The organism is Leeia aquatica (assembly GCF_012641365.1).
GTDB classification, from domain to species: domain Bacteria; phylum Pseudomonadota; class Gammaproteobacteria; order Burkholderiales; family Leeiaceae; genus Leeia; species Leeia aquatica.
The window spans coordinates 1,637,396-1,650,083 of record NZ_JABAIM010000001.1 but is presented as its reverse complement, the minus strand read 5'-3'; the positions used below and the strand labels follow the sequence as shown (position 1 = coordinate 1,650,083).

The 12,688-nt window shown below is 62.8% G+C and carries 14 protein-coding genes; 1 reads left to right on the top strand and 13 read right to left on the bottom strand.

Going from position 1 to position 12,688, the window contains the following annotated elements; all coding sequences use genetic code 11:
- Positions 1-66: 66 nt before the first annotated feature.
- Genes ahbB (HF682_RS08510) through HF682_RS08495 form a run of 4 tightly spaced genes read right to left on the bottom strand, consistent with a single transcriptional unit; the run spans position 67 to position 3,522 of the window.
- Complete coding sequence (ahbB, locus tag HF682_RS08510; RefSeq protein WP_168876746.1) at positions 67-1,062, bottom strand: siroheme decarboxylase subunit beta; 996 nt, start codon at positions 1,060-1,062, stop codon at positions 67-69.
- Entirely contained in the window at positions 1,059-2,030 is a 972-nt protein-coding gene (gene ahbB / locus HF682_RS08505; RefSeq protein ID WP_168876745.1) for a siroheme decarboxylase subunit beta, read from the bottom strand. Before ahbB (HF682_RS08505) ends, ahbB (HF682_RS08510) begins: the two co-directional genes overlap by 4 nt.
- A complete protein-coding gene (locus tag HF682_RS08500; protein ID WP_277346159.1) occupies positions 2,030-3,214 on the bottom strand; it encodes a cytochrome D1 domain-containing protein in 1,185 nt (394 codons plus the stop codon). The genes ahbB (HF682_RS08505) and HF682_RS08500 overlap by 1 nt, the downstream gene beginning before the upstream one ends.
- Positions 3,211-3,522: a c-type cytochrome gene (locus HF682_RS08495; RefSeq protein ID WP_168876744.1), complete on the bottom strand. Its 312-nt coding sequence runs from the start codon at positions 3,520-3,522 to the stop codon at positions 3,211-3,213. The genes HF682_RS08500 and HF682_RS08495 overlap by 4 nt, the downstream gene beginning before the upstream one ends.
- Between HF682_RS08495 and HF682_RS17960 the strand changes: the two genes are divergently transcribed.
- On the top strand, positions 3,521-3,652 hold the full coding sequence (locus tag HF682_RS17960; RefSeq protein WP_277346158.1) for a hypothetical protein: 132 nt from the start codon (positions 3,521-3,523) through the stop codon (positions 3,650-3,652). The genes HF682_RS08495 and HF682_RS17960 overlap by 2 nt on opposite strands.
- Positions 3,653-3,735: 83 nt before the next feature.
- Here HF682_RS17960 and HF682_RS08490 read toward each other — a convergent pair whose 3' ends face one another.
- The 9 genes from HF682_RS08490 to HF682_RS08450 all read right to left on the bottom strand — a co-directional run bounded on the left by HF682_RS08490 (position 3,736) and on the right by HF682_RS08450 (position 12,685).
- Complete coding sequence (locus HF682_RS08490) at positions 3,736-4,038, bottom strand: c-type cytochrome (protein ID WP_168876743.1); 303 nt, start codon at positions 4,036-4,038, stop codon at positions 3,736-3,738.
- A 48-nt stretch (positions 4,039-4,086) separates the two neighbouring features.
- Positions 4,087-5,817 carry a nitrite reductase gene (locus HF682_RS08485; protein WP_168876742.1) on the bottom strand — a complete coding sequence of 577 codons (1,731 nt, stop codon included), beginning with the start codon at positions 5,815-5,817 and terminating at the stop codon, positions 4,087-4,089.
- A gap of 142 nt (positions 5,818-5,959) precedes the next feature.
- Positions 5,960-7,789: a nitric oxide reductase activation protein NorD gene (locus HF682_RS08480; RefSeq protein ID WP_168876741.1), complete on the bottom strand. Its 1,830-nt coding sequence runs from the start codon at positions 7,787-7,789 to the stop codon at positions 5,960-5,962.
- Position 7,790: 1 nt separating this feature from the next.
- On the bottom strand, positions 7,791-8,594 hold the full coding sequence (locus HF682_RS08475; RefSeq protein WP_168876740.1) for a CbbQ/NirQ/NorQ/GpvN family protein: 804 nt from the start codon (positions 8,592-8,594) through the stop codon (positions 7,791-7,793).
- A 145-nt stretch (positions 8,595-8,739) separates the two neighbouring features.
- Positions 8,740-10,179 (bottom strand): cbb3-type cytochrome c oxidase subunit I, encoded by a 1,440-nt coding sequence (locus HF682_RS08470; protein WP_168876739.1) that lies wholly within the window; start codon positions 10,177-10,179, stop codon positions 8,740-8,742.
- 46 nt (positions 10,180-10,225) lie between these two features.
- A complete protein-coding gene (locus HF682_RS08465) occupies positions 10,226-10,651 on the bottom strand; it encodes a c-type cytochrome (protein ID WP_168876738.1) in 426 nt (141 codons plus the stop codon).
- Between the two features lie 129 nt (positions 10,652-10,780).
- Positions 10,781-12,049: a hypothetical protein gene (locus HF682_RS08460; protein WP_168876737.1), complete on the bottom strand. Its 1,269-nt coding sequence runs from the start codon at positions 12,047-12,049 to the stop codon at positions 10,781-10,783.
- Positions 12,046-12,261: a DUF2249 domain-containing protein gene (locus HF682_RS08455; RefSeq protein ID WP_168876736.1), complete on the bottom strand. Its 216-nt coding sequence runs from the start codon at positions 12,259-12,261 to the stop codon at positions 12,046-12,048. The genes HF682_RS08460 and HF682_RS08455 overlap by 4 nt, the downstream gene beginning before the upstream one ends.
- Complete coding sequence (locus HF682_RS08450) at positions 12,248-12,685, bottom strand: hemerythrin domain-containing protein (protein ID WP_168876735.1); 438 nt, start codon at positions 12,683-12,685, stop codon at positions 12,248-12,250. The genes HF682_RS08455 and HF682_RS08450 overlap by 14 nt, the downstream gene beginning before the upstream one ends.
- Between the last annotated feature and the right edge of the window lie 3 nt (positions 12,686-12,688).

Genomic DNA, 12,688 nt, shown 5'->3' with positions numbered 1-12,688 from the left:
TGGCGTTCCGCTCATTGACAGGTATCAAGCCGAGTGCGTCTGCCGGGCAAAACAGTCCGTGTGGTCCTACAGGCGCAAGCCGCTCTTCTTCAGGATACGGCTGGAAAACAGTACCGCGTGTTGCGTGCAGGCCGCGCCCAGCAGGCTGCGCAGCTGCCTGGCCTGCTGCTCGACCGCAGCGTGATCGGCACCGTGGCACATGGCGAACAGGTTGTAAGGCCAGTCTGGTAGGTGACGCGGGCGGCGGTAGCAGTGGCTGACAAAGGCCTGTTGCCCCACCTGCTCGCCCAGCGTGTCCACCTGCACGTCCGCCACATCGAACACCACCATGCCATTGGCGCGGTAGCCGATGGCGTAGTGGTTGGGTACGGCACCGATACGACGTACCACGCCACTCTCCAGCATGCGCTGCAAGCGTTGCAGCACGGCATCTTCGCTGCAGCCCAGTGCGGCCGCCAGCTCGGCATAGGGGTGGGGTTGCAGCGCCAGCCCGCCCTGGCTGCGTTTGACCAGTTGATGGTCCTGCGCGTCCAGTATCACATCGCGCAGCGGGGTGTTGCCGGGTCGCTGGCCAACCGGTGCCTGACCGCCTACGGCAAACTGCATGCCGACATAGTATTCGCGTAGCTTGGGAAAGGCATGCACGGCCAGGCCGGTATCCTGCTCGATCTGCGCAATGGCGGTGGCAATTCCCTGTGGCTGGGCGGTAGCGAGTACAAACCACATATTGAGGGCATGCTCGCGCCGGTAATTGTGAGCCACCGCAGGCAGGGCATTCACCAGGGCGCTGACGCGGGCGTAATCCGCTTCCGGCACTTTCAACGCCGCCAGGACGAAAGCGCCCCCCATGCGCTCCACCTGAAACAGGGGGCCAAAGCGGGTCAGCACGCCGTCGCGCAGCAATTGCCGCAGCTGTTGCAGCAAGGTGGCCTCATCACAGCCTACCCGCTGCGCAGCCTCGGCATAGGGGCGCGGATGCAGCGGAAACTCGCCTTGCAGCTGGTTGATGATGCGTTGCTGCAAGTCGGTCAGGGATACAGCGTGCTGCAGCGGGGCATTCATGAGGTGTGTCCGTAACGGGCGCCGCGCTGAGTATAGCGGCGGGTGGAAACCAGCACCGCTTGCGGCACAGCTTCCAGGCCGTGCCGTTGTGACAGCGCGAGGGCCGTCGCATGGGCGGCTGCTGGGTCTGCCGCGTGCAGCATGCAAAACAGGTTGTAGGGCCAGTGCGGCAAACGGGCGGGGCGGCCATAACACAGGTTGACAGCAGCATCGTCGGCCAGCTGCTGCCCGATGCTATCCCGCTGTGCATCCGGCACCTGCCACACACACATGGCATTGGCGCGGTAGCCCAGCTCATGGTGGCGCAGGATAAAGCCGAAGCGCCGGATCACGCCGCTGTCCTGCCATGCTTGCAGGCGCTGCAGCAGGGCGGATTCCTCCCAGCCACAGCGCTGGGCCAGGCTCAGAAAGGGTTGGGTTTCCAGTGGCAGGCCGTCTTGCAAGGCCGTCAGCAGGCGGTGGTCTGCCGCGTCGAGCTGCGGTGAGGCTGGCGTGACGGTGCGGCGGCGGGCCGGACCATGTGCTCCCAGCGCAAAGCCAAGGTCAATGTGGTATTCACGCTCCAGCGGCAGGTCCAGCGGGGCTTGTCCGCAATGCTGCGTGATGGCCCGCAGGGTGCGGTCCAGCGCCGCCCGGTCGCGGGCGGTCAGTACGAACCACAGATTGTAGCGGTGCTCGCGGGCATAGTTGTGGTTGACCTCGGGCAGCTGGCTGATCCACTGCGCGACAGTATCACGTTGCGCTGGGGGAAGCGCCAGCGCCGCCAGCGTGCTGCATCCGACCGTATTGGGCGCAAACACCGCCCCCACCCGGCTGAGCAGCCCGGCCTGCTGGTGCTGGGCCAGCTGCTGCAGCAAGGCGGCCTCATCCAGCCCTGCGTCTTGCGCCAGCGCTGCGAAAGGACGGGGCTGCAGTGGAAAGCCGCGTTGATAGCGGTCCAGCAGCGGGAGCAGTGCCGGGGCGTTCATCACATCCCCGAGCGGTGCGCGCGCCAGCTGAAGAAAATGCCGGAGGGGCTGTCTGCGGGTAGCTCCGTCAGCGTGGCAAAGGTGTGCGGGTCGATCACCACCAGCTTGTTGTCGTCGCGGCTGGATAGCCAGACCTGATCGCCCCGGCCAGTAAATTCCATATGCAGGATGGCCTTGCCGGGCTTGAGGGTCTGGATCACCTTGCGACTGGGCACGTCGATCACCTGCACGGTGTCATTGTGCGGGAAGGCAAAATTGACCCACACCCGGCGGCCGCTGGGGTCGGCCATCACGAAGACCGGCTGGCCGTAAACCGGGATCTGTGCCACTTCTTGCCAGCTGCGGCTGTCGGCCATCAGTACACTGTGCTGGCCTATGGCGGGCAGGAAGGCGTAATCCCCGGCCAGTGACCAGCCGCGCAGGTGCGGCATCTTGTAGACCGGCAGCGCCGGGTCATCCTTGCGGTAGCCGGGCAGGATGCGGCGCACACCGGCGTCGGGTTGCCAGGTGTCCAGCAAGGCCAGCCCGTCCTCCCCGAACAGACCGGCGATGTAATAGCGGCCATCGCTGCTGGCCAGGCCATCGTAGGGATTCTTGCCGATGGCCGGGTACTTGCGAATCGTTGGCTGGCGCGGCTGGCTGGCGTCCACCACCCAGATTTCACCGGCCTCAAACAGGCTGAACGCAAAGCGGTTGCCCGGCAGATCGGCCAGCCCGACCACTTTCGAGACTTGACCGTGGGCATCCACGGCGGGAATGTCGGCCAGCAGGTCGAGGGTTTCGGCGTCAAACAGTTTGACGCCGCCAGGGGTGTAATTCTGCGCCGCGATGATGCGGCCGTCACTGGAAATGGCGCCACCGATGCTGTTACCGGCCTGCATCACCCGAGCGACCAGCTGGCCTTGCAGGATATCCACCTTGCTGAGGCCGCCGTCCCGGCCAAACACATAGACGTAACGGGCATCCCGGCTGTAGACCAGTGAGGCATGTGACAGGTCGCCCAGCCCCCGGATACGGTACAGCGCCTGCCGGTGGCTGTTGTCCACCACCTGTACGCTGCCACTGGCACGCTCGATCACCACGCCCAGATCGCCACTGCCGCGCAGGGCAGGAACGCTGCCGCATGCGGCGAGCGTCAGGGTGAGCAGCAGAGTCGTCAGCGGGCGGGTCCAGCGTGTCATCATGGGATTTTTCCTTGTTGCAGCATTTCTACCAGCCAGCGTGCTTCATCTTCACTGATGAAGGTGTTCCACGGTGGCATGGCGGTACCGGGGCGTCCTTGCAGGATGGTTTGCACCAGCGACTCCGGTGGGCGGTCCTCCAGCGCCTGCGAGGTCAAGGGGCTGCCCAGCCCGCCTTGCAGGGTCATGCCGTGACAGGAGCCACAGTCTTGCTTCAGCAGGTGCAGCAAGGCGGCTTGCCGCTCCGGCGTCGGTGTTGCAGCGGTGGCGATCAGGGGCAGGCTGGCAAGCAAGAGGATCAGGTTTCGCATGGACGGTATCCGCAAAAAATGGCAGCCGGTCAGCAGGTATTCGCCTGACCGGCTGCCAGGTCAGAACCTGTTCAATAGTCTGCTGCGCGGCATCGGTGCAGCGTTGAAAACAGCTTTGGATGCGCATTGACACCGAGTCAACGCCGCTCCTCAACTGTTCTCACCATGCCGCGCCCTCGCGCGCATGACGTTGAACAGGTTCTCAGAGCGGCATCATTGGCTCAGGATCCACTTTACCAGCGTTTTCAGATCGGCATCCGATACTTGCGGGTTCGGTGGCATCGGTACCGGGCCAAAGCTGCCGGAGCCGCCCTTTTTTACTTTCTCTTCCAGCTTGGCCTGCACGTTCTGGCCTTTGTACTTGGCGGCAATGTCCTTGAAAGCCGGGCCGACGACTTTTTTGTCCACGCTGTGACAGGCGAGGCAGTTGTTTTTCTGCGCCAGTTCAGCCGAAGCGTGGGCCTGGCCTGCCAGCATGGCCGCAGCCAGTAACAGGGAAGTCAGCAAAGGTTTCATGATGTTCTCCTTGTGCGGGCCGCGAGGCCCGCGTCGGTTGTCAAAAAATCAATACACGTCGTGCTGGGTATTGTGGACGTTGAATTTACCCGTTGGCGTAATCAAACGTTTGTCCTTGATCACGGTTTTGCATTTTCGGGTCTTGTCATCCACCACCACGATGGCCGATTCCTTGTTTTTGGCGCTCCACACCGAGAACCAGACCTCGTCGCCGTTCTTGTTGAACTCCGGCTGTACCACGCGCTTGGCACCGTCATCACTCAACTTGGCGCAGCCAGCGATGTCGACGATCTCCGGGCCCTTGTCCAGATTATTGATGTCGTATACCGCCACACTCTGGCTGACCTTGGCATCCGGGTTCAGCGGGGTATCCACCCACAGGTTCTTCGACTTCGGATGGGTCTTGATGAACAGCGAGCCGCCACCTTGCCCCTTGAACACGCCGACCACCTTCCAGGCATACTGCGGATGTTTTACCGGGTCGGTACCGATCAGGGTGACGTCTTCCGTACCCAGATGCGAGGTACTCCATACCGGGCCGAATTTCGGGTGCACAAAGTTGGCGCCACGGCCCGGGTGCGGGATCTTGCCGACATCCACCAGCGCCGCCAGTTTGTCTTCCTTGGTATCCACCACCGCAATCTTGTTGGAAGCGTTGGCCGCCACCAGGAAGTAACGACCGGTGCTGTCAAAGCCGCCATCGTGCAGGAACTTGGCCGAGTCAATGGTGGTGGTCTTCAGGTTGGTCAGGTCGGAGTAATCCACCATCATGATCTTGCCGGTTTCCTTGGCATTGATCACAAACTCCGGTTTGAAGTGGCTGGCCACGATGGAGGCCACACGCGGCTCCGGGTGGTACTCGTTGTCCACCGTCATGCCACGGGTGGACACCACCTTGCGCGGCTTCAGGGTGTCGCCATCCATGATTACGTACTGTGGCGGCCAGTAGGTACCGGCAACCGCTACCTTGTCTTCCCAGCCCTTGAACTTGGAGGTTTCCACCGAGCGGGCTTCCAGACCAACCTTGATTTCGGCCACGGTGTCCGGTTTGTCCATCCACAGGTCGATCAGGTTGATCTTGGCGTCCCGCCCGATCACGTACAGATAACGCCCCGAACTGGACAGCCGTGAGATGTGCACGGCGTAGCCGGTCTTGACGATGTTGATGATCTGCTTGGTGTCCCCGTCGATCAGCGCCACCTCGCCCGAATCACGCAGGGTGACCGAGAACACATTGTCGAGGTTGTACTTGTTCATCTTCTGCTTCGGGCGCTGCTCCACCGGGATCAGCACCTTGCGCGACTTCTCGATGTCCGCCAGCGAGTATTCCGGCGGGGTTGGCGGCTCTTGCTGGATGTAACGGGCCATCAGGTCGACATCCTGCTCGCTCATTTCGCCGGAGGTCTGCCAGTTCGGCATGCCGCCCGGGCTGCCGTAGGCGATGAAGACCTTCAGGTAGTCGGTACCTTTGCCCAGCGTAATGTCCGGGGTCAGTGGCTTGCCGGTTGCGCCTTTGCGCAGCACGCCATGACAGCCGGCACAACGTTCAAAGTAGATCTGCTTGGCGCGATCAAACTCCGCCTTGGTCATCGGCGGTGCTTTGGGGTTGATGTTCTGGTGCATCTCCTCCTTCGCCAGCGGCGAGCCACCGGCCTGGTAGCTGACCTCAGGCTGGGTGACCTGCTTGGTCGGGCCATCGGCCAGCGCAAACGGTGCGGCCAGTGACAGCGTGGCCAGCGCCACGGCGTGGGAGAGGGTACGCATGCTCATTGTTTTCATGGTTATCACCAACTCACTATCAAGGAAATCATGCGCTCATGATCCTCCTCGGCTTGGCTTGGGCTCCTTGATGCGAATCAACCCGATCGGGGCTGCGGCCTTGCGCCCTTTGCGTTTGCGCAAAGGGTGGGTGATTCCGGGCTTAACCTGGGCGAGAGAGGGTAGCGTACAAGCGGGTCAGCACCTGCGGCAGGCGGCGGGCATCCTGCACCACCACGTAGCCGTGGCGTCCAAACAGATGGGGCAGATATTCCCCGGCTTCATGGTCGACAGTGACGCAGAAGGGAATCAGCCCGGCCCGACGTGCTTCCAGCACCGCCTGGCGGGTGTCCTCCACCCCGTAGCGACCTTCGTAGTGATCGAGGTCATTTGGTTTGCCGTCAGATAGCAGCAGCAGCAGCCGTTGTCGCACCGGTTGCTGCAGCAGGATCTGGGTGGACTGGCGCAAGGCCGCGCCAATACGGGTGTAGTAACCGGGGCGGATGGCCTGGATGCGGCCCCGAATCAGGTCACTATGTCGTTCACCAAAGTCCTTCAGCATCAGGAAGCGCACTTCCTCGCGCCGCAAGGAGGAAAAACCGTACAGCCCGAAAGGATCACCTGTCGCTGCCAGGGCTTCGGCAAACAGCAGCAGGCTGTCGCGGATCACCTGAATCACTTGCCCGGCTTCACCCAGCCAGCTCTCGGTCGAGAGGGACAGGTCGGCCAGCAGCAGGCAGGCCATGCTGCGCTCGCCCGGTGGCCAGGCTTGATAGAGCGGTGGCTCGCTGATGGCGTGGCCGCTGCGCTTCTCGGCCAGAAAGCGGATCAGGCGGTCGATGTCAATGTCCGGGCCGCTGTTTTCCCCATAGCGGCGACTGCGCTCGGGTGCCAGCGCCTGGAATTGCCGCCGCAGGCGGCGGGCCTCAGCATGCAGGCGCTCCGGCAGCGTGGCGGGTAGCGCGTCGCGCGGCAGCATCGGCTGCACCCGGCAATGCGCCGGGATCAACTGTTGGCGGCGATAGTCCCATTCTGGTTGCAGGATACCCTCGCCCAGCGGGGTGTCATCGTAAGCGGCCGCGGGCAGGTCAAGGTCAAATTTCAGGCGGCTGGCGCGGCGCTGGGTATCGTGGCTGACGGTGAGGGTGTCCATGTCCTCCGCTGCAGCGGCATTATCCTCGTCATCATCATCGGTATTGCGGTTCACCCGCACGTACTCGTCCCAGGTGAACAGGCTCTCGGCACGAAACACCAGCAGCATGCCGTTCTTGCGCTCATCCGGGGTGTCGCGGCGCGCCCGGTAGCGCCGCCGTTTCTTGCTGTCACGGGATTCGCCCTCCCCCTCGGCGGGGGCATCACCCGGCCGTTTGGCCGCTGCGTGTTGAACGGGGGGCGAGGGGTGTAGCCACAACAGCACGGGTTGCGGTGGGCGAGTGCTGGCGGGTAGCGGCAAGGCCTGTTCCGGGTTGAGCAAGGTGGCCTGGATCACCATTTCCTGTGCGCGGGCCGTGGCGTCCGCCGGGGTGTCCCGCAGCGGCAGCAGGGCTTCGACCAGCCGCCGGTAGAGGGCTGCCAGCCCTGGCATCTGCTGCAGGCAATGCAGCGTGGCCTGCCGATTGCGCTCCAGCCAGCCCAGGCCGGATGCGGTGTCGGCCTGTGCGGCCAGCGCCATCAGCCAGAAATACAGGTCGCGGTTGAGTTGCGGGTCAGGGTACAGGTCGATCTGCTCCGGCAAGTAGAGCGACTGGCCATCGCGCCAGGCCAGCTCCACCTGCTGGCCAATGCCCGCTACCCGTTCCAGCCAGCGGCGTCGTGCGCCATGCGCGGTACCCACGGCTGTACGCAGCGTCAAGCCGGGGTCGCCGCCCATGGCATGAAAGAACAGCGGCGCGGTTCGTTCCAGACTGGACAGGCTGACGGCGGCCTGCGGGTAGCCCCGGTAGGCACTGCGCCGGATCAGCTTGTCCCATAAGCCACCTACCCAGTCTTCCATTTCAGGCTCCGAACTGGGTGAGCACCACCTGCTGCAAGGCGGCCAGGGTGTCCGGGTCGTCACTCAGCGGCTCGACCAGGGCCACCCGGCAGGCGGTCAGCGGGGACATGCCGCTCATCATCAACTTGCCGCAGTAGACCAGCAAGCGGGTGCTGACTGCTTCGTCGAGGTCGTAGCCTCCCAGTCGACGCAATTGACCGGCCAGCGTGACCAGCTGCTGGGCACGGGGGGCATCCAGCCCGCTTTCCTGCTGGATGACGGCCAGCTCGACGGCCGGTGCCGGAAAATCAAAGCTGAGCGCGACAAAGCGTTGCCGGGTCGACGGTTTCAGGGTCTTCAGCACATGCTGGTAGCCGGGGTTGTACGACACCACCAGCATGAAGCCCGGTGGCGCCTGTAATTCTTCACCGGTGCGCTCAATCGGCAGGATGCGGCGGTCATCGGTCAAGGGGTGCAGTACCACCGTGGTGTCCTTGCGCGCTTCCACCACCTCGTCCAGATAGCAGATGCCCCCACTGCGTACCGCACGGGTCAAGGGGCCGTCGCACCAGCGGGTGTCACCATCGGCAATCAGATGGCGGCCCACCAGATCCGCCGCGCTCAGATCATCATGGCAGGATACGGTAAACAGCGGCAGCCCCAGCACGGCAGCCATATGGCTGACAAAGCGGGTCTTGCCACAACCGGTCGGTCCCTTGATCAGGATGGGCAGCTGCTGGCGCCAGGCCTGCTCGAATACGGCACATTCGTCGGCCACCGGTTGATAGAAAGGGATGTGGGTGCTGGGCAGGGCAGGGGCGTTCATCTCGGGCTCCAAAGCAGGTTGCTGCCAGCATGCGCCGAGGATGATCAGGCTGCCTTGATGGATAACAAGGGAAGGCAGACCGGGTTGAAGCTGTGGCGGGTCATAAAAAAGGCGCCCCGCAGGGCGCCTTCAGTCCGGGTGAGGCTCAGGCGTCTTCGCGACCCTTGATGAAGAAGCTGGCGATATAGACCACCAGACCAATCATGAAGACCACCCCGGCCCCTTCACGCAGCCAGTAGAAGAAGGCGATCTTCTCTTGGGCAGCCATGAAGGGCAGCGGCTGGTCGCCCATGCGTTGCATCCACACCTGCAGGATGCCCGCCGCAGTGAGGAACAGGGTGATGAACACCATCGCCACTGTCATCAGCCAGAACGACCACATTTCCACTACTTGCGAGGCATTGCTGTTGGCTTCACGACCCCGCATCAGCGGCATGCTGTAGGAGATCATGGTCATCACCACCATGGCGTAAGCACCATAGAAGGCCATGTGACCGTGGCTGGCGGTGATCTGCGTACCGTGGGTCAGGTAGTTGATCGGGGCCAGCGTATGCAGGAAACCCCACACCCCGGCGCCAAGGAAGGACATCACCCCGGTACCCAGCGCCCACAGCACGGCGGCCTTGTTCGGGTGCTCACGACGGCGCTTGTTCACCGCGTTGAAGGCAAACAGCGTCATCATGAAGAAGGGGATGGGTTCAATCGCGGAGAAGATGGAACCCAGCGGCTGCCAGTAGGTCGGTGTACCGATCCAGAAGTAATGGTGGCCGGTGCCGATAATGCCGGAGATCAGGGTCATGGCGATGATCACATACAGCCACTTCTCCACCACTTCGCGGTCAATGCCGGTGACCTTAATCAGCACGAAGGCCAGCATGGCACCCATGATCAGTTCCCACACGCCTTCCACCCACAGGTGAACCACCCACCACCAGAAGTACTTGTCCAGTACCAGGTTGTGCGGATTGTAGAAGGAGAACAGGAAGAATACCGCCAGCCCCCACAGGCCGAGCATCATCACCAGGGTGATGCTGGTCTTGCGGCCCTTGAGTACCGTCATGCTCAGGTTGAACAGGAAGGACAAGGCCACCAGTACGATGCCGATTTTGGTCAGCGTGGGTTGCTCCAGGAATTCCCGGCCCATGGTTGGCAGGATGTCGTTACCGGTCATCTTGGCCAGCGTGGCATAGGGAACCGAGAGATAGCCGACAATGGTCAGCGCCCCGGCCACCAGGAATACCCAGAAGGTGAGGATGGCCAGTTTCGGGCTGTGCAGCTCCCGCTCGGACTCTTCCGGGATCAGGTAGTAGCCTGCCCCCATGAAGCCGAACAGCAGCCAGACGATCAGCAGATTGGTATGCACCATCCGTGCCACGTTGAAGGGAATGGCCGGGAACAGGAAGTCCCCGATCACGTACTGCAGGCCCATCAGCAGACCAAAGATGATCTGCCCGACAAACAGGCCAATGGCGGCAATAAAGTAAGGTTTGGCAACCGCTTGCGAAGCGTATTTCAGCTGGGCGCTCGCGGGTGCTTTGTTCCCTGCGCTTGCGGGCGGCAGGGTGGCCGTCGCGGAGGTGGTCATGCAAAGCTCCTTGCAATGCTGGAAAAGTCAGAGGAGGGCATTCGGATCAGCCTTCCTTGTTGGGGGGCCACTTGCTGGTATCAATCTCACCCGTGTATTTGAGGAAGGCCACCAGATCGTCCAGCTCGCTGTCGGTCAGATGGAAGTTCGGCATCTGACGACGACCCGGTGCGCCGGTGGGTTGTGCCTTGATCCAGGCCTTGATGAACTCGGGGCCACGACGGGTATAGACATTACCCAGCTCCGGTGCAAAGTAAGCGCCTTCACCCAGCAGGGTGTGACAGCCAATGCAGTTATTGACTTCCCACAGTCGCTTGCCGCGCACCACTTGCTCGGTCAGGTTGGCACTGTTGTCCCGTTTGGGGGATGTCCGGACGGTATCCACGGTCAGACCGACAAACAACAGGAAGAAAAACACCCCCCCACCATAGAACATGTTGCGCGCGGCCGATTTGGTAAAGCTGGCGCTCATTGCGACCTCCCTTTCTAGATTTGGCCGGAATGCCGGCTGGTCAGGGAGGACTGTACGTTTTGCGGGCTAGCCGAGGCATTGATGCGTATCAATCAATCCCGGGCGCATCCGCCTTGGGTCGGAGCGTGGTCAAGCGTGTGCATCGCCGTGTGCGGGTAACTGGCGACGCAGCCGGTGGTGGCGTTGCCAGGCCTGGCACCCCAGCTGCAGCAGGGTACCCCACAGCAGCAACAGGCTGGTCGCCAGCAGCCAACGCCCCCACAGCGGGTAGGCAATCCAGCACAAGGCGCAGGCCTGGACACCCAGCCATAATTGCAAGTTGCGCCGGGCATGCTGCTCACTGATGAAATCCTGCAGGCTGGGCAGTTTGTAACGCGGCGGGGCCAGGTTCTTCAGGTCCAGCCACAACAGGAAAGGTACGATACGGTGCAGCATGCCCAGGACCAATGTGAGTGCCAGCCCGCACAGCCAGCCCCAGCCCAGCAAGCGCCCCAGCCAACCGGGCAGCGTTTGCCAGCTGAACAGCGGCCACAGCAACAACAGTACGGATAGCCATGCCAGCGCCAGCCGCCAGTAGGGCAGCAGCCATTCGCTATGGCGTCGGGTCTGTTGCAGCCGACGCCAGGTCAGCCCGCAAAAGCACAGCGCCGGGAGCCAGGCCCACAAGCTGCCGCCCTGATCGGGCCAGCGGGCCATGCACAGCGCGGCCAGTAACAGGCAAGTGGGCCAGCCCCACCAGGCATGCCGCTGCCAGACGGGCGGGTAAGGGGGCGTCATCAGAAACAAGGGCGCCACGCTTTGTGCCACGGCCATGATCAGCAGCAGCACCCAGCCTTGCGCCAACAGGCGGTGCCACACCAGCAGGCGGGCCAGTGGCAGCGGCAGCTGACCGGTCAGCACCTGCAGCATGGCGCCGCCCAGCAACAGGGTCAGCAGCAGGCACAGCAGCGCCATGCGCAGACTGCGGCTGCTGCCATCCCGTGTCGGCAAACGCCACACCTGCCACAGCAAGGTGGCCAAATGCAGGGCTACCACAGTGAACAGCACACTGGTCAGCTGTAACCAGAATGGGGAAAATTCCTGCAGAAATGCCGTGATCAGGCTGAGGGTGCCCAGTTGCCAGCCGCCCCACAGGCCGATCGTCCACCAGCCGGGCTGACTGCAGCGCCAGCCGGAGAGCACCGCCAGCAACTGCAGCAGCGCACCGAGCATGATGTTACCGAGCACGCCCAGCGTAAACAGGTGCAGCGGAATCAGCAGTGAGAGTGAGGGGTAGGCCCCCTCGCTCCAGCCCAGCGCCAGCAAGGCGGGCAGCAGCCAGAGCAGCCCGGCGACGAAGAAGCGTAGCGGTAGCGTCAGTGGCGGAGCCTGATCCAGCTGGGGCAGCACTGCGGTCACGGCAAGGTCAGGGTCAGCACCACGCCGCTATAGTCCGGCAACATCTCGCTGTCGTAAAACACCCCGCGCTGCTGCAGGTAGGGCAGCAGCGGTTGCGGAAAATGCGGTAACAGGTATTGCAGCTGGCTGCCCGCCGCTGCCGTGTCTACCGCATCCAGGATGATTTCCATCGGTTCGGGTGGCACCATGCCGCGCAGGTCACGCGGCGACATGATGCCGCTCCTGCCAGCGTTGCGCGATATCCGGAATGCGCTGCTCGCACATCGGGTAGAGAATGTTTTCTTCTTTCACATTATGTTGCTGGATCAGGATCAGCAGGGTGTCGGCATGACCAATGGCCGCCGAGCGGTCGCGCTGCTGTATGCCATGCTGCAGCGCATCCAGTTCATCCCGTATCTGCTGGTGCTCAAAGCGCATGACCTGGGTCGGCCCGCTGCGATTGCCGGTGACCGCCTCAAAGGCAGGGAACAGTAGTTGCTCTTCATCGACAAAATGCTGCAGCAGGCTGCCGCTGAAGCGGGCAAACAGGCGCTCGGCCTGCAGCCAGTCACTGTTGCGCAAGGTGTTTTCCAGGGTGGTGTACAACTCGTCACACTGGCGGTGTTCAAGGGTGAGGGTAGTGGTGAGCGACATCATGCG